General features: G+C 62.5%; 19 protein-coding genes. 16 read left to right on the top strand and 3 right to left on the bottom strand.

Features of this window, described 5'->3' with window-relative positions:
• The first annotated feature begins 277 nt into the window (after window positions 1-277).
• The 16 genes from mraZ to lpxC all read left to right on the top strand — a co-directional run bounded on the left by mraZ (window position 278) and on the right by lpxC (window position 18,113).
• On the top strand, window positions 278-733 hold the full coding sequence (gene mraZ, locus BLP82_RS06635) for a division/cell wall cluster transcriptional repressor MraZ (protein ID WP_003205355.1): 456 nt from the start codon (window positions 278-280) through the stop codon (window positions 731-733).
• Window positions 730-1,677: a 16S rRNA (cytosine(1402)-N(4))-methyltransferase RsmH gene (gene rsmH / locus BLP82_RS06640; RefSeq protein WP_371914117.1), complete on the top strand. Its 948-nt coding sequence runs from the start codon at window positions 730-732 to the stop codon at window positions 1,675-1,677. The genes mraZ and rsmH overlap by 4 nt, the downstream gene beginning before the upstream one ends.
• Window positions 1,674-1,967, top strand: coding sequence for a cell division protein FtsL (gene ftsL, locus BLP82_RS06645; protein WP_003178214.1), 294 nt, complete (start codon window positions 1,674-1,676; stop codon window positions 1,965-1,967). The genes rsmH and ftsL overlap by 4 nt, the downstream gene beginning before the upstream one ends.
• Window positions 1,967-3,706 (top strand): peptidoglycan D,D-transpeptidase FtsI family protein, encoded by a 1,740-nt coding sequence (locus BLP82_RS06650; RefSeq protein WP_170842280.1) that lies wholly within the window; start codon window positions 1,967-1,969, stop codon window positions 3,704-3,706. Before ftsL ends, BLP82_RS06650 begins: the two co-directional genes overlap by 1 nt.
• Entirely contained in the window at window positions 3,706-5,169 is a 1,464-nt protein-coding gene (locus BLP82_RS06655; RefSeq protein WP_092166198.1) for a UDP-N-acetylmuramoyl-L-alanyl-D-glutamate--2,6-diaminopimelate ligase, read from the top strand. The genes BLP82_RS06650 and BLP82_RS06655 overlap by 1 nt, the downstream gene beginning before the upstream one ends.
• Window positions 5,162-6,529: a UDP-N-acetylmuramoyl-tripeptide--D-alanyl-D-alanine ligase gene (gene murF / locus BLP82_RS06660; protein ID WP_092166200.1), complete on the top strand. Its 1,368-nt coding sequence runs from the start codon at window positions 5,162-5,164 to the stop codon at window positions 6,527-6,529. Before BLP82_RS06655 ends, murF begins: the two co-directional genes overlap by 8 nt.
• On the top strand, window positions 6,529-7,611 hold the full coding sequence (mraY, locus tag BLP82_RS06665; protein WP_053124966.1) for a phospho-N-acetylmuramoyl-pentapeptide-transferase: 1,083 nt from the start codon (window positions 6,529-6,531) through the stop codon (window positions 7,609-7,611). The genes murF and mraY overlap by 1 nt, the downstream gene beginning before the upstream one ends.
• 5 nt (window positions 7,612-7,616) lie before the next feature.
• Window positions 7,617-8,963, top strand: coding sequence for a UDP-N-acetylmuramoyl-L-alanine--D-glutamate ligase (gene murD / locus BLP82_RS06670; RefSeq protein ID WP_092166202.1), 1,347 nt, complete (start codon window positions 7,617-7,619; stop codon window positions 8,961-8,963).
• On the top strand, window positions 8,960-10,177 hold the full coding sequence (gene ftsW / locus BLP82_RS06675; RefSeq protein WP_092166204.1) for a putative lipid II flippase FtsW: 1,218 nt from the start codon (window positions 8,960-8,962) through the stop codon (window positions 10,175-10,177). The genes murD and ftsW overlap by 4 nt, the downstream gene beginning before the upstream one ends.
• On the top strand, window positions 10,167-11,237 hold the full coding sequence (murG, locus tag BLP82_RS06680; RefSeq protein WP_092166206.1) for an undecaprenyldiphospho-muramoylpentapeptide beta-N-acetylglucosaminyltransferase: 1,071 nt from the start codon (window positions 10,167-10,169) through the stop codon (window positions 11,235-11,237). The genes ftsW and murG overlap by 11 nt, the downstream gene beginning before the upstream one ends.
• A complete protein-coding gene (murC, locus tag BLP82_RS06685; RefSeq protein ID WP_060740758.1) occupies window positions 11,230-12,690 on the top strand; it encodes a UDP-N-acetylmuramate--L-alanine ligase in 1,461 nt (486 codons plus the stop codon). Before murG ends, murC begins: the two co-directional genes overlap by 8 nt.
• Window positions 12,687-13,652 carry a D-alanine--D-alanine ligase gene (locus BLP82_RS06690; protein WP_092166208.1) on the top strand — a complete coding sequence of 322 codons (966 nt, stop codon included), beginning with the start codon at window positions 12,687-12,689 and terminating at the stop codon, window positions 13,650-13,652. Before murC ends, BLP82_RS06690 begins: the two co-directional genes overlap by 4 nt.
• A gap of 3 nt (window positions 13,653-13,655) precedes the next feature.
• Window positions 13,656-14,522: a cell division protein FtsQ/DivIB gene (locus BLP82_RS06695; protein WP_042729561.1), complete on the top strand. Its 867-nt coding sequence runs from the start codon at window positions 13,656-13,658 to the stop codon at window positions 14,520-14,522.
• Window positions 14,523-14,537: 15 nt separating this feature from the next.
• Window positions 14,538-15,797 carry a cell division protein FtsA gene (gene ftsA / locus BLP82_RS06700; RefSeq protein WP_003205342.1) on the top strand — a complete coding sequence of 420 codons (1,260 nt, stop codon included), beginning with the start codon at window positions 14,538-14,540 and terminating at the stop codon, window positions 15,795-15,797.
• 98 nt (window positions 15,798-15,895) lie between these two features.
• Window positions 15,896-17,089 carry a cell division protein FtsZ gene (gene ftsZ, locus BLP82_RS06705; RefSeq protein ID WP_072348503.1) on the top strand — a complete coding sequence of 398 codons (1,194 nt, stop codon included), beginning with the start codon at window positions 15,896-15,898 and terminating at the stop codon, window positions 17,087-17,089.
• Window positions 17,090-17,201: 112 nt separating this feature from the next.
• Window positions 17,202-18,113: a UDP-3-O-acyl-N-acetylglucosamine deacetylase gene (lpxC, locus tag BLP82_RS06710; RefSeq protein WP_003178240.1), complete on the top strand. Its 912-nt coding sequence runs from the start codon at window positions 17,202-17,204 to the stop codon at window positions 18,111-18,113.
• A 249-nt stretch (window positions 18,114-18,362) separates the two neighbouring features.
• On the opposite strand, the gene BLP82_RS06715 is transcribed toward lpxC, so the two are convergent.
• From BLP82_RS06715 to BLP82_RS06725, 3 genes are all read right to left on the bottom strand, one after another.
• Window positions 18,363-19,856 carry a sensor domain-containing diguanylate cyclase gene (locus BLP82_RS06715; RefSeq protein WP_092166210.1) on the bottom strand — a complete coding sequence of 498 codons (1,494 nt, stop codon included), beginning with the start codon at window positions 19,854-19,856 and terminating at the stop codon, window positions 18,363-18,365.
• Window positions 19,857-20,119: 263 nt separating this feature from the next.
• Complete coding sequence (locus BLP82_RS06720; RefSeq protein WP_092166211.1) at window positions 20,120-21,487, bottom strand: heavy metal sensor histidine kinase; 1,368 nt, start codon at window positions 21,485-21,487, stop codon at window positions 20,120-20,122.
• The gene (locus BLP82_RS06725) at window positions 21,474-22,157 is read right to left on the bottom strand and encodes a heavy metal response regulator transcription factor (RefSeq protein ID WP_060740762.1); all 684 of its coding nucleotides are present in this window, start codon (window positions 22,155-22,157) and stop codon (window positions 21,474-21,476) included. Before BLP82_RS06725 ends, BLP82_RS06720 begins: the two co-directional genes overlap by 14 nt.
• Between the last annotated feature and the right edge of the window lie 4 nt (window positions 22,158-22,161).

The raw sequence follows: 22,161 nt of genomic DNA on the forward strand, positions 1-22,161 counted from the left end.
CGCAGTTCCTAATACCAAAAAAATCTTACTCTTAATAAATCACTTTAACTTGTGCGCGCAGCCCCCTGTGCTGCTTCAGGTTGGAGCGAATTTTCCTACGTCAGATTCTTGTTACCCCTCCTGAAACGCTCCTAAATCTCCGATCTATAAGGCTTTTCCTTCATTACGCGCCTTGACGGTGCGGTGGGCGCATTCCTATAGTGTGCGCAAGTGGCGGAAAGTGGCATGAAGTGGGTTTTTTTGAAGGTAAAACGCCAAAAAGTGGAGAAACGCTGACGTGTTTCGCGGAGCTAACGCTATCAGTCTCGATGCAAAAGGCCGGCTCGCCATGCCCAGCCGGTATCGTGACGAGCTCGTTTCGCGAAGTTCAGGGCAGTTAATCGTCACGATCGACGCCGTTGACCCATGTTTGTGTGTTTACCCTCTGGATGAGTGGGAAATCATCGAAACCAAACTGCGCGCACTGCCTTCGCTGCGTGAAGAAAACCGCCGCCTGCAACGCTTGCTGATCGGTAATGCCGTCGACCTCGAGCTCGATGGCAGCGGTCGTTTCCTGGTGCCACCGCGCCTGCGCGAGTACGCCAAGCTGGACAAGCGCGCGATGCTGGTAGGGCAACTGAACAAGTTCCAACTGTGGGACGAAGATGCCTGGAATGCGGTTTCTGCCGCTGACCTCGCTGCTATTCAACAACCGGGCGCCATGCCTGACGAACTGCGTGATTTGATCCTGTGACTATTGATAGCGGCTTTAACCACATCACCGTACTGCTTGACGAAGCCGTCGAGGCTCTCGCCGTACGTGCTGATGGCTGCTATCTGGACGGCACGTTCGGGCGTGGCGGGCACAGTCGGTTGATTCTCAGCCAGCTCGGTCCGGACGGCCGGTTGCTGGGGTTCGACAAGGATCCTCAAGCGATTGCCACCGGGCAAGCGCTGGCGGCCGAAGACGGCCGCTTTGTCGTTGTGCAGCGCAGCTTTGCCGAACTGGGCGCGGAAGTCGCCGAGCGTGGCCTGGCCGGCAAGGTCAGTGGCGTGCTGCTCGACCTGGGTGTGTCGTCGCCACAACTGGACGACCCGGAGCGCGGCTTCAGTTTCCTCAATGACGGCCCGCTGGACATGCGCATGGACCCGTCCCGCGGGATCAGCGCCGCCGAATTCGTCAACACCGCCCCGGTGGAAGAAATCGCCCGTGTCTTCAAGGAATACGGTGAAGAGCGTTTCTCCGGCCGCATGGCCCGCGCCGTGGTCGAGCGCCGCGACATCAAGCCTTTCGAGCGCACCGGCGACCTGGCCGAGGTATTGAAAGTGGCCAACCCGGCCTGGGAAAAGGGCAAGAACCCGGCGACCCGGGCTTTCCAGGGCTTGCGCATCCACGTCAATAACGAACTGGGCGATCTGCAAGTGGGCCTCGAAGCGGCGCTTGAGGCGCTGGAGATCGGCGGTCGTCTGGTGGTGATCAGCTTCCATTCCCTGGAAGACCGTATCGTCAAGCTGTTCATGCGCAAGCTCACCAAGGGTGAAGCCGATAACCTGCCGCGCAACCTGCCTGTGCGTTTCGAAGCCTTCGTGCCGAAAATCAAGATCCATGGCAAAGCGCAGTTCGCTTCCGAAGCTGAACTCAAGGCCAACCCACGTGCCCGTAGCGCCGTCATGCGCGTCGCGGAGAAGTTACGGTGAGCAAGCTCTTCGCCAAGCCCCTGCCCGGCGGCAGCTTTTTCATGCTGCTGCTGTTTATCGGCGTGCTCGTGTCGGCCATCGCTGTGTCCTATAGCGCGCACTGGAACCGGCAGTTGCTCAATACCCTTTATAACGAACTCAGCGTGCGCGACAAGGCGCAGGCCGAGTGGGGTCGGTTGATCCTGGAACAGAGCACCTGGACCGCCCACAGCCGTATCGAAGTCCTGGCCACCGAACAGTTGAAAATGCGCATTCCCGGCGCCGCCGAAGTGCAAATGGTGGCGCCATGATGAAACTCGAAGGGGCGCTGTTCCCGTGGCGGTTTCGTCTGGTCCTGGGCTTGCTTGGGATCATGGTGGCGGCGATTTCGTGGCGCATCATCGACCTGCAGGTCGTCGACCGTGACTTCCTCAAGGGGCAGGGTGACGCCCGCAGTGTGCGGCATATTCCGATCCCGGCTCACCGTGGCCTGATCACCGACCGCAATGGCGAACCCTTGGCCGTGAGTACCCCGGTGACCACCTTGTGGGCCAACGCCAAGGAAATGCAGTTGGCCAAGGAAAAATGGCCGGCCTTGGCCGCCGCCCTCGGGCAGGACCCCAAGGCGCTGGCCGAGCGCCTGGAAGCCCAGGCCAACAAAGAGTTCATTTATCTGGTGCGCGGCTTGACCCCCGAGCAGGGCCAGAGCGTGCTCGACTTGAAAGTACCCGGTGTCTACGGCATCGAGGAATTCCGGCGTTTCTACCCGGCCGGTGAGGTCACGGCCCACATGGTCGGGTTTACCGACATCGATGACCGGGGCCGGGAAGGTGTCGAACTGGCCTATGACGAATGGCTCGCCGGGGTCGCCGGCAAGCGGCAGGTCATCAAGGACCGGCGCGGCAGGCTGATCAAGGATGTCCAAGTCACCAAAAACGCCAAGGCCGGCAAGCCCTTGGCGTTGTCTATTGACCTGCGCCTGCAATACCTGGCCAACCGCGAGCTGCGCAATGCCATCGTCGAGAACGGTGCCAAGGCTGGCAGCCTGGTGATCATGGACGTGAAGACCGGCGAGATCCTGGCGATGGTCAACCAGCCGACCTACAACCCGAACAACCGTCGCAACCTGCAGCCGGCGATGATGCGCAACCGCGCGATGATCGACGTGTTCGAGCCGGGTTCGACCATGAAGGCCGTGTCCATGGCCGCGGCCCTGGAAACCGGGCGCTGGAAGCCGAGCGACACCGTCGAGGTGTACCCGGGCACCCTGCAGATCGGCAAGTACACCATCCGCGACGTGTCCAAGACCGAAGGCCCGGTGCTCGACCTGACCGGCATCCTGATCAACTCCAGTAACGTCGGCATGAGCAAGATCGCCTTCGATATCGGCGGCGAAACGATCTATCGCCTGGCTCAGAAAATCGGTCTCGGCCAGGACACCGGCCTGGGCTTCCCGGGCGAGCGTGTCGGCAACCTGCCTAACTACCGTGACTGGCGCAAGGCTGAAACCGCCACGTTGTCCTACGGCTACGGTGTTTCCGTGACCGCGATCCAGTTGGTCCATGCGTTTTCAGCGTTGGCGAACAACGGGCGCATGGCGCCGCTGACCCTGATCAAGACCGACAAGGCGCCGCAAACTACCCAGGTGATCCCGGAAAACGTCGCCAAGACCATGCAGGGCATGCTGCAGCAGGTGATCGAGGCTCCGCGCGGTGTCTATCGCGCCCAGGTGCCGGCCTACCACGTGGCAGGCAAATCGGGTACGGCCCGTAAAACCTCCGTGGGCACCAAAGGCTACGCCGAGAATTCCTACCGTTCGCTGTTTGCCGGCTTCGGCCCGATGAGCGACCCGCGCTACGCCATCGTCGTGGTCATCGACGAACCGAGCAAGGCGGGCTACTTCGGTGGCCTGGTCTCGGCGCCGGTGTTCAGCAAAGTGATGTCCGGCACCCTGCGCCTGATGAACATTACCCCGGATAACCTGCCGCCGACCCAGCAGGCCAATACCGCACCGGTCGTTCCCTTGAAAGCCGAAGGAGGGCGTGGCTGATGTCCCTGAGCCTGAACAAGATTTTCGCCCACGCCGGTCACGATCTGCTGATTCGTGAATTGGCCTTGGACAGCCGCAATGTACGTGCCGGGGACTTGTTCCTGGCGGTGCCGGGCGCCCGTGTCGATGGCCGTGACCATATCGCCGACGCCTTGAAGCGTGGCGCGGCTGCCGTGGCTTATGAGGTGCAAGGCGCCACCGTGCTGCCCATCACTGACGTGCCCTTGATTCCGGTCAAGGGCCTGGCGGCGCAGCTGTCGGACATCGCCGGGCGTTTTTATGGCGATCCGAGCCGTCACCTGAACCTGGTGGGCGTGACGGGTACCAACGGCAAGACCAGCGTGACCCAACTGGTGGCCCAGGCGTTGGACCTGCTCGGCCAGCATTGCGGCATTGTCGGCACCTTGGGCAATGGTTTTCATGGCGCGCTGGAAAGCGGCCTGCACACCACGCCGAACCCGATTGCCGTGCAAGCGACCCTGGCGGACCTGAAGAAGGCCGGTGCCAAGGCTGTTGCGATGGAAGTCTCGTCCCATGGCCTGGACCAGGGCCGGGTGACGGCGCTGGCATTCGATGTGGCGGTGTTGACCAACCTGTCCCGGGACCACCTGGATTATCACGGCACCATGCAGGCCTACGGAGAAGCCAAGGCCAAGCTGTTTGCCTGGAATGACTTGAAATGCCGGGTCATCAACCTCGATGACGAGTTCGGTCGGCAACTGGCCGCCGACAAGCGCGAGTCCCGGTTGATCACCTATAGCCTGGAAGATACCAGCGCCTACCTTTATATACGTCAGGCGCAGTTCAATGACGAAGGCGTACGCGCCACGCTGGTCACGCCCCAGGGCGAGCACCACGTGCGCAGCACGTTGCTCGGCCGCTTCAACCTGAGCAATGTATTGGCGGCCATCGGCGCCTTGCTCGGCCTGGACTACGCGTTGGACGAGATTCTCAAAGTGTTGCCAAAGCTGGAAGGGCCAGCCGGGCGCATGCAGCGCCTGGGCGGTGGGGCCCAACCGTTGGTGGTGGTCGATTACGCCCATACCCCCGACGCGTTGGAAAAAGTCCTCACGGCCCTGCGTCCTCACGCCAAGGGCAAGTTGTTGTGCCTGTTCGGCTGCGGTGGCGATCGTGATCGCGGCAAGCGCCCATTGATGGCCGAAGTCGTGGAGCGGCTGGCAGACGGTGTGCTGGTCACTGACGACAACCCGCGCAGCGAAGACCCGTTGCGAATTTTCGACGACATCCGCGCCGGTTTTACTGCTGTGGATAACGTCATCTTCGTCGCCGGTCGCGGCCAGGCCATTGCCCAGTTGATCGCCAGCGCCTCGGTGGACGATGTCATCGTCCTGGCAGGTAAGGGCCACGAGGACTATCAGGAAATCAATGGCGAACGCCATGCTTTCTCCGATCTGGTGGAAGCCGATCACGCCCTGACCGCGTGGGAGGTGGCCCATGCTTAAGGCCCTGAAGCTCAGCGAACTGACCAACGCCCTGAATGCGCGCCTCATCGCCGCGGACGCCAGTTTCGACGGTGTCAGCATCGACAGCCGGGCAATCGCACCGGGGCAATTGTTCGTCGCCCTGACCGGGCCGCGTTTCGATGGCCACGATTACTTGAATGAGGTCGCGGGCAAAGGTGCGGTCGCGGCCCTGGTCGAGCGGGAAGTGAGCAACAGCACGTTGCCGCAATTGCTCGTCAACGACACTCGCCAGGCCCTGGGCCAGCTCGGTGCACTGAACCGTGCGGCGTATGGCAACCCTGTCGCGGCCATCACCGGCTCCAGCGGCAAGACCACGGTCAAGGAAATGCTTGCCAGCATCCTGCGCACCCGCGGGCCGGTGCTGGCGACCCGTGGCAACCTGAACAACGACCTCGGCGTGCCACTGACCTTGCTGGAACTGGCGCCGGAACACAGCGCCGCCGTCATCGAACTGGGGGCTTCGCGGCTCGGCGAGATTGCCTACACCGTGGCCATGACCAAGCCTCACGTGGCGGTGCTCAACAACGCCGGTACCGCCCACGTCGGCGAGTTCGGCGGTCCGGAAAAAATCGTCGAGGCCAAGGGCGAGATCATCGAAGGGCTGGATGCCAATGGCGTCGCCGTGCTGAATCTCGACGACAAGGCTTTCGAAATCTGGAAGACCCGGGCGGGCGAGCGCAAGGTGCTGACCTTTGCCCTGAGCAACCTCGCCGCGAATTTCTACGCCAGCGACCTGGACCGTGATGCCCGCGGTTGCCCGGCCTTCAACCTGCACAGCCCCGACGGTGCCGAGCGGGTCCAGTTGAACCTGCTGGGCACCCATAACGTTGCCAACGCCCTGGCCGCGGCGGCTGCCGCCCATGCCCTGGGCGTGTCGCTGCCGGGCATCATCGCCGGGCTGAACGCCGTGCAGCCGGTCAAGGGGCGCTCCGTCGCGCAACTGGCCAGCAACGGCATGCGCGTGATCGACGACACCTACAACGCCAACCCGTCGTCCATGTGCGCGGCCGTGGACATCCTCGCCGGTTTCTCCGGCCGCACCGTGCTGGTGTTGGGTGATATCGGTGAGCTGGGCGAATGGGCGCAACAGGGCCATCACGACGTTGGTGCCTATGCCCGCGGCAAGGTCGATGCGCTGTATGCGGTCGGTCCGATGATGGCCCATGCGGTCGCCGCGTTTGGCGAACACGCGCGGCATTTCACCACTCAAGCCGAACTGATCCAGGCCCTGGGCGCCGAGCAGGACCCGAATACCACCTTATTGATCAAGGGCTCACGCAGCGCAGCGATGGAAAACATCGTCGCGGCACTGTGCGGCGCTTCCACGGAGAAACATTAATGCTGCTGCTGCTAGCGGAGTACCTGCAACAGTTCCACAAAGGCTTCGCGGTCTTCCAGTACCTGACCCTGCGCGGGATCCTGGGTGTGCTGACCGCGTTGTCGTTGTCGCTGTTCCTGGGCCCGTGGATGATCCGCACCCTGCAGAACCTGCAGATCGGCCAGTCGGTCCGTAACGACGGTCCGCAATCGCACCTGTCCAAATCCGGCACCCCGACCATGGGCGGCGCGTTGATCCTGTCGTCCATCGGCATCAGCACCTTGCTCTGGGCCGACCTGGCCAACCGCTACGTCTGGGTCGTGCTGCTGGTGACCCTGTTCTTCGGCGCCATCGGCTGGGTCGACGACTATCGCAAGGTGATCGAGAAGAACTCCCGCGGGCTGCCAAGTCGCTGGAAGTATTTCTGGCAGTCGGTGTTCGGCCTCGGCGCGGCGATCTTCCTCTATATGACCGCCGCCTCGCCGGTGGAAACCACCCTGATCCTGCCGATGCTCAAGGACTACAGCATTCCGCTGGGCGCCGGTTTCATCGTGCTGACCTACCTGGTCATCGTTGGCTCGAGCAACGCGGTTAACCTCACCGACGGCCTCGACGGCCTGGCGATCATGCCGACGGTCATGGTCGGCGGCGCGCTGGGGATCTTCTGCTACCTGTCGGGTAACGTGAAATTCGCCGAATACCTGCTGATCCCTTATGTGCCGGGGGCGGGCGAGCTGATCGTGTTCTGCGGTGCGCTGATCGGTGCCGGCCTGGGCTTTTTGTGGTTCAACACCTACCCGGCGCAAGTCTTCATGGGCGACGTCGGCGCGCTGGCGCTGGGCGCGGCCCTGGGCACCATCGCTGTCATCGTTCGCCAGGAAATCGTCCTGTTCATCATGGGCGGCGTGTTCGTGATGGAGACCCTGTCAGTCGTCATTCAGGTTGCTTCCTTTAAATTGACCGGCCGCCGCGTATTCCGCATGGCGCCGATCCACCACCACTTTGAACTCAAGGGCTGGCCCGAGCCGCGTGTGATCGTCCGTTTCTGGATCATCACCGTGATTCTGGTGCTGATCGGCCTTGCCACCCTGAAGCTGAGGTAGAACGAGTGTCCCTGATCGCTTCTGACCACTTCCGCATCGTTGTCGGCCTCGGCAAGAGCGGCATGTCCCTGGTTCGCTTCCTGGCGAACCGGGGCGTGTCGTTTGCCGTTGCCGACACGCGGGAAAATCCGCCTGAGCTGGCCACGCTGCGCCGTGACTATCCCCAGGTGGACGTGCGTTGTGGCGAGCTGGACGTCGAGTTCCTGTGCCGCGCCGATGAGCTCTACGTGAGCCCCGGCCTGGCCCTGGCGACTCCGGCCCTGCAGGCGGCCGCTGCCCGTGGCGTGAAACTGTCCGGCGACATCGAGCTGTTCGCCCGTAACGCCAAGGCGCCGATCGTTGCCATCAGCGGCTCGAACGCCAAGAGCACCGTCACCACCCTGGTGGGCGAGATGGCCGCGGCGGCCGGCAAGCGCGTCGCCGTGGGCGGCAACCTCGGTACCCCGGCCCTGGACCTGCTCAGCGACGACATCGAGTTGTACGTGATGGAGTTGTCGAGCTTCCAGCTGGAAACCACCGACCACCTGGGCGCCGAAGTGGCCACCGTGCTCAACGTCAGCGAAGACCACATGGACCGCTACAGCGGCCTGCCGGCCTATCACCTGGCCAAGCACCGGATCTTCCGCGGGGCCCGGCAGGTGGTGTTCAACCGCCAGGACGCCTTGACCCGTCCGTTGCTGGGCGAGGGCATGCCGTGCTGGTCCTTCGGCCTGGGGGTTCCGGATTTCAAAGGCTTCGGCTTGCGCGAAGAGAATGGCGAGAAGTACCTGGCCTTCGAATTCCAGAACCTGATGCCGGTGCGCGAACTGAAGATTCGTGGCGCCCATAACCAGGCCAATGCCCTGGCCGCGTTGGCCCTGGGGCATGCGGTCGGCCTGCCGTTCGACGCCATGCTGTCGGCCCTGCGCACGTTTGCCGGTCTTGAACACCGCTGCCAGTGGGTGCGCGATCTCGATGGCGTGGCTTGGTACAACGACTCCAAGGCCACCAACGTCGGTGCCGCGCTGGCGGCTATCGAAGGGCTGGGGGCGGACATCGCAGGCAAGCTCGTGCTGATCGCCGGCGGCGACGGCAAGGGCGCCGACTTCAAGGACTTGCGCGATCCGGTCGCGGCCAACTGCCGCGCCGTGGTGCTGATGGGACGCGACCGCGAATTGATCGCCCAGGCCCTCGGCGATGCCGTGCCGCTGGTTCGCGTCGGTTCGCTGGACGAGGCGGTGCAGCAATGCCGCGCTCTCGCGCACCCGGGCGATGCGGTGCTGTTGTCACCGGCCTGCGCCAGTTTCGACATGTTCAAGAACTATGAAGAGCGTGGGCAGTTGTTTGCCCGGGCCGCGGAGGACTTGGCATGAGCCTGATGAACATCATCAAGCCGTACCCGTCGCCGTTGATCACCGGACGTGGCATCGACCTGGATTTCCCGATGCTCGCCGGTTGCCTGGCCTTGCTGGGCCTGGGCCTGGTGATGATCACCTCCGCGTCGTCGGAAGTGGCCGCCGTGCAGTCGGGCAACACCCTTTATCACATGATCCGCCACCTGGTTTACCTGGTGATCGGCCTGGGCGCGTGCATCGTCACCATGATGGTGCCGATCGCTACCTGGCAACGCCTGGGCTGGTTGATGCTGCTCGGTGCCTTCGGCCTGTTGGTGATGGTGCTGGTGCCGGGGATCGGCCGCGAGGTCAACGGCTCGATGCGCTGGATCGGCTTCAGCTTCTTCAACGTGCAGCCCTCGGAGATCGCCAAGGTCTTCGTGGTGATTTTCCTGGCCGGTTATCTGGTGCGTCGCCAGAAAGAAGTGCGCGAGAGCTGGATGGGGTTCTTCAAGCCGTTCATCGTCTTGCTGCCCATGGCGGGCCTGCTGCTGATGGAGCCGGACTTCGGCGCCACGGTAGTGATGATGGGCGCCGCAGCGGCGATGCTGTTCCTCGGTGGGGTCGGACTGTTTCGCTTCATCCTGATGGTGGCGTTGGCGGTGGCGGCCGTGACCGTTCTGGTCCAGGCGCAGCCGTACCGGATGGCGCGCTTGATCACCTTTACCGACCCGTGGGCCGACCAGTTCGGTTCCGGCTATCAATTGACCCAGGCCCTGATTGCCTTCGGTCGCGGCGAATGGCTGGGCGTCGGCCTGGGCAACAGCGTGCAGAAGCAGTTCTACCTGCCGGAAGCCCACACCGACTTCGTATTCTCGGTACTGGCCGAAGAGCTGGGCGTCGTCGGCTCCCTGTGCACCGTGGCCCTGTTCGTGTTCGTCTGCGTGCGCGGCATGTACATCGGCTTGTGGGCCGAGAAGGCCAAGCAGTTTTTCGCCGCTTACGTGGCGTATGGCTTGTCGTTCCTGTGGATCGGCCAGTTCCTGATCAACATCGGCGTGAACGTCGGCCTCTTGCCGACCAAAGGTCTGACGCTGCCGTTCCTCAGTTATGGCGGCAGTTCCCTGGTGATCTGCTGTGCCTGTCTCGGTCTGTTGCTGCGCATCGAATGGGAGAGCCGAACCCACCTGGGCAGCGAAGAGATGGAATTCCAGGAGAGCGACTTCGCCGAGGAGCCGACTCATGGGCGCTAACGTGCTGATCATGGCGGGCGGTACCGGCGGGCACGTGTTCCCGGCGCTGGCCTGTGCCCGGGAGTTCCAGTCACGGGGCTACACCGTGCACTGGCTGGGTACGCCGCGGGGCATCGAGAACGAATTGGTGCCTGGCGCCGGCCTCGAACTGCACCGGATCGACGCCAGCGGCCTGCGGGGCAAGGGCAAGTTGTCGTTGCTCAAGGCGCCGCTGATGCTGCTCAAGTCGATCTGGCAGGCGCGAGCGATCATTCGTCGGTTGCGCCCGGTGTGCGTGGTCGGGTTCGGTGGTTATGTGACCGGCCCTGGTGGCGTAGCGGCAAAACTGGCCGGCGTGCCGGTGATCGTCCACGAGCAGAACGCCGTGGCCGGTACCGCCAATCGGTTACTGGTGCCGTTGGCCGCCCGGGTCTGTGAAGCTTTTCCCGACACCTTTACCCTGTCGGGCAGCCGCCGCACCACCGGTAATCCGGTGCGTACCGAGCTGTTCCTGGAAACACCGCGCCCGGCCCTGGCTGGACGCAAGGCGCGTTTGCTGATCCTGGGTGGAAGCCTGGGGGCGGAACCGTTGAACAAATTGCTGCCCGAAGCCTTGTCGCTGGTCGCTCCCGACCTGCGGCCGGAAGTGTTCCACCAGGCTGGCAAAAACCACGATGAAGTGACCGCCGAGCGCTACCGCGCCGCCGGCGTCGAGGCGCAAGTGCAGCCTTTCATCAAAGACATGGCCCAAGCCTATGGCTGGGCCGACCTGGTGGTCTGCCGCGCAGGCGCGCTGACCATCAGTGAACTGGCCGCCGCCGGTCTGCCCTCGATGCTGGTGCCTTTGCCCCACGCCATCGACGATCACCAGACCCGTAACGCCGATTATTTGGCCCGTGAAGGCGCTGCCTTCCTGATGCCGCAAAGAACGACTGGCGCCGCGGATCTTGCCGCCCGCCTGACAGAGGTTTTGATGCAGCCGCAACGACTTGAAGACATGGCCCGCGCCGCCCGCCGCCTGGCCAAACCCGATGCCACGGCCCAAGTGGTCGATACCTGCCTGGAGGTGGCCCATGGTTGAGAATCGCAAAGCCATGCCGCAACCGGAAATGCGCCGTATCCGCCGCATCCACTTCGTCGGTATCGGCGGCGTGGGCATGTGCGGGATCGCCGAGGTATTGCTGAACCTGGGTTACCAGGTCTCGGGTTCCGACCTGAAGGCTTCCCCGGTCACCGAGCGCCTGGAGTCCTTCGGTGCGCAGATCTTTATCGGTCACCGTGCCGAGAACGCCGCCGATGCTGACGTGCTGGTGGTTTCCAGCGCCGTGAACACCTCCAACCCGGAAGTCGCCACCGCCCTGGAACGCCGCATTCCCGTGGTGCCACGGGCTGAGATGCTCGCCGAGCTGATGCGCTATCGCCATGGCATCGCCGTGGCCGGTACCCACGGCAAAACCACCACCACCAGCCTGATCGCCTCGGTGTTCGCGGCCGGTGGCCTGGACCCGACGTTCGTGATCGGTGGTCGTCTGAATGCCGCGGGCACCAATGCCCAGCTGGGCACCAGCCGCTACCTGATCGCCGAAGCCGACGAGAGCGATGCGAGCTTCCTGCATCTGCAACCGCTGGTGGCCGTGGTGACCAACATCGACGCCGACCACATGGCGACCTACGACGGTGACTTCAACAAACTGAAGAAAACCTTCGTCGAATTCCTCCACAACCTGCCGTTCTACGGTCTGGCCGTGGTGTGCCTGGACGACCCGGTGGTGCGTGAAATCCTGCCGCTGATCAAGCGTCCGACCGTGACCTACGGCTTTGGCGAAGACGCCGACGTGCGCGCCATCAACGTGCGTCAGCAAGGCATGCAGACGTTCTTCACCGTCTTGCGCCCTGATCGCGAGCCGTTGGACGTGTCGGTGAACATGCCCGGCAACCACAACGTGCTCAATTCCTTGGCCACCATCTGCATCGCCACCGACGAAGGCGTCAGCGATGAAGCCATCGTCCAGGGCCTGTCCGGGTTCCAGGGCGTGGGCCGACGCTTCCAGGTCTACGGCGAACTGCCGGTGGACGGCGGCAACGTGATGCTGGTGGACGACTATGGCCACCACCCGACCGAAGTCGCGGCGGTGATCAAGGCCGTGCGCGGTGGCTGGCCGGAGCGGCGCCTGGTGATGGTCTACCAGCCGCACCGCTATAGCCGCACCCGCGACCTGTATGACGATTTCGTCCAGGTGCTGGCCGACGCCAACGTGCTGCTGTTGATGGAAGTCTACCCGGCCGGTGAAGAACCGATCCCCGGGGCCGACAGCCGCCAGCTGTGCCACAGCATTCGTCAACGCGGCCAGTTGGACCCGATCTACATCGAACGTGGCGTAGACCTCGCGCCGCTGGTCAAGCCGTTGCTGCGCGCCGGCGACATCCTGCTGTGCCAAGGGGCCGGCGACATCGGTGGCCTGGCCCCGAAACTGTTGAAAAGTCCGTTATTCGCCGGAGCAATCGTGGCCTCCAGCGAGGGGAAATTGAAATGACTGCTGCCTACGCCAACCTGGTCTCGACCCTCGATCCGAAAGCCTTCGGCCGCGTGGCCGTGCTGTTCGGTGGCAAGAGCGCCGAGCGCGAGGTGTCCCTCAAGTCCGGCAACGCCGTGCTGCAAGCCTTGCAAAGCGCCGGCGTCGACGCCTTCGGCATCGACGTGGGCGACGATTTCCTGCAGCGCCTGCTGAGCGAAAAGATCGATCGCGCGTTCATCATTCTCCATGGTCGCGGCGGCGAAGACGGCAGCATGCAAGGCCTGCTCGAATGCCTGGGGATCCCCTATACCGGCAGCGGCATCCTGGCATCCGCCCTGGCGATGGACAAACTGCGCACCAAGCAGGTCTGGCACAGCCTCGGCATTCCGACGCCGCGTCACGCCGTGCTGGCGTGCGAGGCCGATTGTATTTCGGCGGCCACGGAACTGGGCTTCCCTTTGATCGTCAAACCGGCCCATGAAGGTTCAAGTATCGGCATGGCGAAAGTGAATTCGCTGCCTGAGTTGACCGCGGCATGGAAAGACGCCAGTTCCTACGATTCGCAAGTGCTGGTCGAACAATGGATCACCGGTCCCGAGTTCACCATCGCCACCCTGCGTGACCAGGTGTTGCCCCCGATTGCGCTGGGCACGCCCCACACGTTCTACGACTACGACGCCAAGTACATCGCCAACGATACCCAGTACCGCATTCCCTGCGGGCTGGACGCTGCCAAGGAAAAAGAACTGATGAACCTCACGGCCAAGGCCTGTGAGGCGCTGGGTATCGCCGGTTGGGGGCGGGCAGACGTGATGCAGGACGCCGATGGGCAGTTCTGGTTCCTGGAAGTCAACACCGCTCCAGGCATGACCGATCACAGCCTGGTACCGATGGCGGCCCGCGCCGCCGGTCTGGATTTCCAGCAACTGGTGCTGTCGATCCTGGCGGCCAGTGTCGGCCCTCAAGAGCCAAGAGGTTAAGCCATGCAAGGCGCATCGCTTCGTCATCAGCCATCCGCACCCGGTCGCAAGCCGGTGCCGCGGGGTGCCAGCCGAATGGTTGCCAAAGAGCCGATGTCGGCGCGCTTGCCGAAAGCCAATTTTGGTTTTCTCAAGAGCCTGTTCTGGCCGGTGCTGCTGGTGGCGTTGGGGTTCGGCACCTATGAAGGCGCGCAACGGTTGCTGCCTTATGCCGACCGGCCGATCGCCCGGATCAACGTCCAGGGCGACCTGAGCTACATCAGTCAGCAGGCAGTGCAGCAGCGGATCGCCCCGTTCGTCGCGTCGAGTTTCTTCACCATCGACCTGGCGGGCATGCGCACGGAGCTGGAGCAGATGCCCTGGATCGCTCACGCCGAAGTCCGGCGGGTGTGGCCCGACCAGGTGTCGATTCGCCTGGAAGAGCAACTGCCGGTGGCCCGTTGGGGCGATGAGTCGTTGCTGAACAACCAGGGCCAGGCGTTTACGCCGCGAGAACTGGCCAACTATGAACATTTGCCACAACTGTTCGGTCCACAGCGGGCCCAGCAGCAAGTGATGCAGCAATACCAGGTGTTGAGCCAGATGTTGCGGCCGTTGGGCTTCTCCATCGCGCGCCTGGAATTGCGTGAGCGCGGCAGTTGGTTCCTGACCACTGGCGCGGGCAGCTCGGGGCCGGGCATCGAGCTGTTGCTCGGGCGCGGCAACCTGGTGGAAAAGATGCGCCGCTTCATCGCCATCTATGACAAGACGCTCAAAGAACAGATTACGAACATTGCGCGCATCGATCTGCGCTACGCCAACGGCCTGGCCGTTGGCTGGCGGGAACCTGTAGCGCCGACGACGGCCGAACCCGCCGTCGCGAAGAATTAAGAAGAGGCAGGACCCATGGCAAACGTGCAAAGCGGGAAAATGATCGTCGGTCTCGATATCGGCACTTCCAAGGTGGTGGCGCTGGTAGGCGAAGTCGCGGACGACGGCACGCTGGTCATCGTCGGGATCGGTACACACCCGTCCCGCGGCTTGAAAAAAGGCGTGGTGGTGAACATCGAGTCCACCGTGCAATCGATCCAGCGCGCCATCGAAGAGGCGCAGTTGATGGCCGGTTGCCGGATCCACTCGGCGTTCGTCGGCGTGGCGGGCAATCACATCCGCAGCCTGAACTCCCATGGCATCGTGGCGATTCGTGATCGCGAAGTCAGCTCCGCGGACCTTGAGCGCGTACTCGACGCGGCCCAGGCCGTGGCGATCCCGGCCGACCAGCGTGTGCTGCACACCCTGCCGCAGGATTACGTGATCGATAACCAGGAAGGCGTGCGTGAGCCCCTGGGCATGTCCGGCGTGCGCCTGGAAGCCAAGGTCCACGTGGTGACCTGTGCGGTGAACGCCGCGCAGAACATCGAGAAATGCGTGCGTCGCTGCGGCCTGGAAATCGACGACATCATCCTCGAGCAACTGGCCTCGGCCTACTCGGTGCTGACCGACGACGAGAAAGAACTGGGCGTGTGCCTGGTGGACATCGGCGGCGGCACCACCGACATCGCGATCTTCACCGAAGGCGCGATCCGCCACACGGCCGTGATCCCGATTGCCGGCGACCAGGTGACCAACGACATCGCCATGGCGTTGCGCACCCCGACCCAGTACGCCGAGGAAATCAAGATCCGTTACGCCTGCGCCCTGGCGAAGCTGGCCGGTGCCGGTGAAACCATCAAGGTACCGAGCGTCGGCGACCGTCCACCGCGCGAATTGTCGCGCCAGGCCTTGGCCGAAGTGGTCGAGCCGCGCTACGACGAGCTGTTCACGCTGATCCAGGCCGAACTGCGTCGCAGCGGCTACGAAGACCTGATCCCGGCCGGCATCGTGCTGACCGGCGGTACGTCGAAGATGGAAGGTGCGGTGGAGCTGGCCGAAGAAATTTTCCACATGCCGGTGCGCCTGGGCGTGCCCCATGGCGTCAAGGGCCTGGATGACGTGGTCCGCAACCCGATCTATTCCACCGGCGTGGGCCTGTTGATGTACGGCCTGCAGAAACAGTCCGACGGGATCTCGTTTTCAGGCATTGGCAGCCGCGACAGCTACAGCAGCGACGAGCCGAAGGCACCGCTGTTCGAGCGGCTCCAGGCTTGGGTCAAAGGCAACTTCTAAACAGTTTCAAAGCTTCACGCGGCAGGTTTCAGGCTTGGCGCTGGAAGACGCAGCAAACGCAGTAGGCGAAAAAACTAGAGAATGAAAGGAGAGGGAAAATGTTCGAACTCGTAGACAACATCCCCGCTAGCCCGGTTATCAAAGTAATCGGTGTCGGCGGTGGCGGCGGCAACGCTGTCAACCACATGGTCAAGAGCAACATTGAAGGCGTTGAATTCATCTGCGCCAACACTGATGCCCAGGCGCTGAAATCCATCGGCGCGCGAACCATCCTGCAACTGGGCACTGGCGTGACCAAAGGCCTGGGTGCCGGCGCCAACCCTGAGGTCGGTCGTCAGGCCGCTCTCGAAGACCGTGAGCGCATCGCTGAAGTCCTGCAAGGCACCAACATGGTGTTCATCACCACCGGCATGGGCGGCGGCACCGGTACGGGTGCGGCGCCAATCATCGCCGAAGTGGCCAAGGAAATGGGGATCCTCACCGTTGCGGTGGTGACTCGTCCGTTCCCTTTCGAAGGCCGCAAGCGTATGCAGATCGCCGACGAAGGTATCCGTCTGCTGTCTGAAAGCGTCGACTCGTTGATCACCATTCCCAACGAGAAGCTGCTGACCATCCTGGGTAAAGACGCAAGCCTGCTGTCGGCTTTCGCCAAGGCTGACGACGTACTGGCCGGTGCCGTTCGCGGTATCTCCGACATCATCAAGCGTCCAGGCATGATCAACGTCGACTTTGCCGACGTACGGACTGTCATGAGCGAAATGGGCATGGCAATGATGGGCACTGGCTGCGCCAGCGGTCCGAACCGTGCTCGCGAGGCCACCGAAGCGGCCATCCGCAACCCGTTGCTCGAAGACGTGAACCTGCAAGGTGCACGCGGCATCCTGGTGAACATCACCGCCGGTCCTGACCTGTCCCTGGGTGAGTACTCCGACGTGGGTAGCATCATCGAAGCCTTCGCTTCCGAGCACGCGATGGTCAAGGTCGGTACCGTTATCGATCCGGACATGCGCGACGAGTTGCACGTGACCGTGGTTGCCACCGGTCTGGGCGCGAAAATCGAGAAGCCTGTGAAGGTCATCGACAACACCGTTCACACCTCCATGGCTTCGCAACCGCAACAACAAGTGGCTGCGCGTCAGGAAGCGCCTGCGGTGAACTACCGTGACCTGGACCGTCCGACCGTTATGCGCAACCAGGCCCAGGCCGGTACTGCGACTGCCGCGAAGATGAATCCGCAAGACGATTTGGATTACCTGGACATCCCGGCTTTCCTGCGTCGTCAGGCCGATTGATGAAATGTATCAGGGGGATACGGGTGATTGGTGTTCAGCAAAGGTCTGGTCTGCTATCATCGCCAGCCTTTGTTGATACCAGTTCGCAATTTGCGCTGAAGCGGCCCATGCCATGATTAAACAACGCACCCTGAAGAATATTATCCGTGCCACAGGTGTCGGCTTGCACTCCGGCGAGAAGGTCTACCTGACCCTCAAGCCCGCGCCTATCGATACCGGCATTGTGTTTTGTCGTGCCGACCTCGACCCTGTGGTGCAGATTCCTGCTCGCGCGGAAAACGTTGGTGAAACCACTATGTCGACCACACTGGTCAACGGTGACACCAAAGTGGATACGGTGGAGCATTTGCTCTCGGCCATGGCTGGCCTGGGCATCGATAACGCCTACGTCGAGCTCTCCGCGTCCGAAGTCCCGATCATGGATGGCAGTGCCGGACCCTTCGTATTCCTGATTCAATCGGCTGGCCTGGAAGAGCAGGACGCAGCCAAGAAGTTCATCCGCATCCTGCGGGAAGTGACAGTGGAAGACGGCGACAAGCGCGCCACTTTCGTCCCTTTCGAAGGTTTCAAGGTGAGCTTCGAGATCGATTTCGATCACCCGGTTTTCCGTGACCGCACCCAGAGTGCAAGCGTGGATTTTTCCAGCACTTCGTTCGTAAAAGAAGTCAGCCGCGCCCGTACCTTTGGTTTCATGAGTGATATCGAGTACCTGCGCAAGCACAACCTCGCACTCGGCGGCAGTGTTGAAAACGCGATCGTGGTCGATTCCGATGGTGTATTGAACGAAGACGGTCTTCGTTATGAAGACGAATTCGTCAAGCACAAGATCCTCGATGCAATCGGCGACCTCTACCTGCTGGGCAATAGCCTGATTGGTGAGTTCAAGGGCTTCAAGTCCGGCCACGCACTGAACAACCAGCTGCTGCGCAAGTTGATTGAGCAGAAAGATGCTTGGGAAGTCGTGACGTTCGAAGACGCCAGCACCGCACCAATCTCTTACATGCGCCCTGTCGCGGCGGTGTAAGCAAAAAACCTCTCTAGTTTTTTAAGGGCTGCCTTCGGGTGGCCTTTTTTTATGGCTGTTTCCTGAGGATCAGCTAAGCCCTGTGGCGAGGGGATTTATCCCCGCTGGGCTGCGAAGCAGCCCCAATGCAGACGACTCAATCAGCCTGGCGCACCGAGTTGCAGTGGGTAGGACTGCTGCGCAGCCCAGCGGGGATAAATCCCCTCGCCACAGAGCGCGCTGTGTCCATAGCCTTTGGGTGTTGCGGTGTTACATCGCGCAGACCACACGATTGCGCCCGCTGGCCTTGGCCTGGTACAGCGCCTTGTCCGCGGCGAACAAGAGTTGTTTGAGTTCGTTGTACGGTCCTTGAGTCCAGGTGGCGATGCCGATACTGACCGTCATGGGCGCTTCCCCCTCGGACACCGGTGGCAGTTGTTCCACCGCGTCACGAATATTCTGGGCCATGGTGAAGGCGCCAGCGGTGGTGGTCTCCGGTAGCACCACCGAGAACTCCTCTCCGCCATAGCGCGCCGCCAGGTCGGCGGGGCGTCGGACATGCTGGCCGATCAATTGCGCCAAGGTGCGCAGGGCCTCGTCACCCTGTTGATGACCATGGCGATCGTTGAATGCCTTGAAATGATCGGCATCGATCATCAGCACAGACAACGGTTGGCCCGAACGTTGGGCGCGCAGCCATTCCTGTTGCAACGTCTCGTCCAGGGTTCGTCGGTTGGCCAGGCCCGTGAGGGCGTCGACGGACGCCAGTTGGGCCAGTTCCCGTTCGGCTCTGTAACGGCGGCGCAATTCGCGGCGCAGCAGCCAGGTGAGCCAGAGCAAACCGATGCACAGCGCGCCGGTGGCGCCGCTGACCAACAACGCCGTGCGTTGCCATGAGGCGAAGACCTCTTGGTAGGAGAGCGCTACCACGACAATCAATGGCAGGTCGCCCACCTGGGAAAAGGTATAGAGCCGCTGTGTCTGATCGACACTGGAGGTGCCGGTAAAACTGCCGTTACCTTCACGCAGGATGCGTACGAAGTTCGGTCGGTTGCTGAAGTCCTTGCCGATCATGTCGTCGGCCAGGGGCGGTTCCTGGGCCAACAGAATCCCATCGCGGCTGATCAGGTTGACCGTCCCGTGGCCGATGTTCAGGCTTTTGAACAACTGGCTGAAGTAGTTCAGGCGCATCGCGGCCTCGGCCACGCCCATGAACTCACCCCGCTCGTCGCTCAGTCGATAGCTGAAGCTGATGCGCCAATCTTGCGCGTGACTCCTGGAACGGAACGGGCGACTGATCATCATGCCCAGGCTCGGGTCCTGGACATGGGACTGGAAATATTCCCGGTCGGCGTAATTGCCTTTGCGCGGTTCGACCGAGGCGGAGTCGGCGATTACATCGCCATGCTTGTCGAGCAGCAGGATGTCGCCTTTGTAGGGGGCGGCGGTGGCGCGGTCGAACAGCGCCAAATGGCGAATCGTCGGCGAAACGTCTTTCAGGTCGTCGCGTTTGGCGGCGGCGACCAAACCTTGCAGCGACAGATCGTAGAGCTCCACGTTACGCAGCACATCGGCGTCAATCAATTGCACGATATTGGTCGCCGCACGTGTCGCCGCCTGTTGTGCGGCGGCATGTTCGCGGATCAACAGAAACGTCACGATGCTCAGGATCGCAATGACAACCAGTGAGCTGGCCAGTACGAATACCCGTTCCGAACGTCTCGAAAGCGGGGTGTTGCCGGGTGTCGCACTGCGCGCGCTCATGGTTCTGATGTCTGCATTGTCATGTGGCTGGGATCCGTCCCAAAGGATTGCAAACCGGCAATGAACCAGATGCTGGCCTTTTGCTGATTGTGCTTGGATCAATGAGAGCGGGCAATCAGTGTTTTGCGCAATTACCCGGTAATTAATGGAAGCTGGGGGCGCGTTCGGACGGTATTCCGATTTTGCTACAGTTGGCTTTCGCCCAGCATTCATTGGCCTGGAAAGATCTGATGATGCGTACAAGCCCAATGGGGGGAGAGGCGTCAGGCTGGCAAACGGATCCCGAACGTATTGGCACCCTGGTCGCTGTGCACAAACACATCGCCACCATGCATCAGTGCAATGGCCTTGACGATGGCCAGCCCCAGCCCATGGTTGGCGCCACTGTTACTGCGCGAGGCATCGACGCGATAGAACCGTTCGAACAGGCGTGGCAGATGCTCGCCGGCGATCGGTTCGCCGGGATTGGTGACGGCGAGGGTGATCTGGTCGCCAAGGGCTTCGATGTGCACGTCGATCACTTGCCCGGGCGCGGTGTGCTGCACGGCGTTGCTGAGCAGGTTGATCAGCGCCCGCCGCAGGTGAGCGATCTCGATGTTGGCCTGGGCGTCGCCGCTGACCCGGACCTGGACCTGGGCATCTTCCAGTATGAAGTCCAGGTAATCGAGGGTGGTCGCCACTTCGCCGGCCAGGGATGCGCTGGTCAACTTGGTGGCCTTGCTGCCCTGGTCGGCGCTGGCCAGGAACAGCATGTCGTTGATGATCGAGCGCAGCCGCTCCAACTCCTCGAGATTCGATTGCAACACTTCGAAGTAATGTTCGGCCGAGCGCCCACGGGTCAGCGCCACCTGGGTCTGGCCGATCAGGTTGGTCAGGGGCGAGCGTAATTCATGGGCGACGTCGGCGTTGAACGACTCCAGCCGCGAGTAAGCCTGTTCGACCCGGTCCAGGGTGGCGTTGAAGGAACTGACGAACTGGCTCAGCTCCGGCGGCAAGGGCGACAGTTGCAGGCGCCCGGACAGGCGGGGTGGGGCCAGGCGCCGGGCTTCTTCGGACAGCTTGATCAGCGGTTTGAGACCGATGCGCGCGACCCAGTAGCCCAGCAACGAGGCCAGGAGTACGCCGACAATCGCCAGGCTCACCAGCGCCACCAACAGGCGATGCTGGGTCTGGTAGAAGGTCTCGGTGTCGATGCCGATCATGAAGCGCAGCGGCGGGCGTTGGTCCTTGGCCGGGAATTGGCTCACCAGCACTTTCATCGGGTAGTGCCGATGGGGCAGCGTCAGGTCGCGCTTACCCAGCGGGCCTTGGGCAAAGGTGCGGATCTGCGCATCGGGATCGCCGTATTCAAAGCGCGGATCGTCGCTGACAATCCAGAAATGGATGCGTTTGTCTTCTTCGCCAAGCAATCGCAGCTTGTTGTTGATCTTCACCCAGTGTTCAGGCGTGCCGTAGCGGCCGACGGTGGACTCCAGGACACTGTAGCGGGCATCGAGCTCGGCTTCGGGCAACAGGCCCAGGCCCTTGTCGACCTGCTGGTACAAAGCGCCTCCGATCAACAGGAACACCAGCGCCGCCACCAGCGTGAACATGCCGCTCAGGCGCAGGGCGATGCTGTCAGGGACGCTCATCGCTGCGGCTCTCCAGCACATAACCCATGCCGCGAATGGTGTGCAGCAACTTCTGTTCGAATGGCCCGTCGAGCTTGGCCCGCAAGCGTTTGATCGCCACTTCCACGACGTTGGCGTCACTGTCGAAGTTGATGTCCCAGACCATTTCGGCAATGGCGGTTTTCGAGAGGATTTCGCCCTGGCGGCGAGCCAGGACGCTGAGCAGGGAGAACTCCTTGGCGGTCAGGTCCAGGCGCTGGCCCGCGCGGGTGGCCTTGCGGCTGATCAGGTCGATCCACAGGTCGGCGATGCTTACCTGCACCGGTTCATGGCCACCGCTGCGGCGGGTCAGGGCTTGCAGGCGCGCCACCAGTTCGAGGAAGGAGAAGGGCTTGCCCAGGTAGTCATCGGCCCCGTCGCGCAAGCCCTTGATACGGTCCTCGACCCGTTCCCGGGCGGTGAGCATGATCACCGGTGTCTGCTTGCGGGCGCGCAGGGCCCGCAGCACGCCGAAGCCGTCCAGGCCCGGCAACATCACGTCGAGCACGATCACCGCATAGTCGGTTTCCAGGGCCAGGTGCAGCCCTTCGATGCCGTCCGGCGCCACGTCCACGGTGTAGCCCTGTTCGGTCAGGCCGCGGTGCAGGTAGTCCGCGGTTTTTTCTTCGTCTTCGATGATCAGAACGCGCATGGCC

It is taken from the genome of Pseudomonas sp. NFACC37-1 (assembly GCF_900101575.1).
Taxonomy (GTDB): Bacteria; Pseudomonadota; Gammaproteobacteria; order Pseudomonadales; family Pseudomonadaceae; genus Aquipseudomonas; species Aquipseudomonas fluorescens_AA.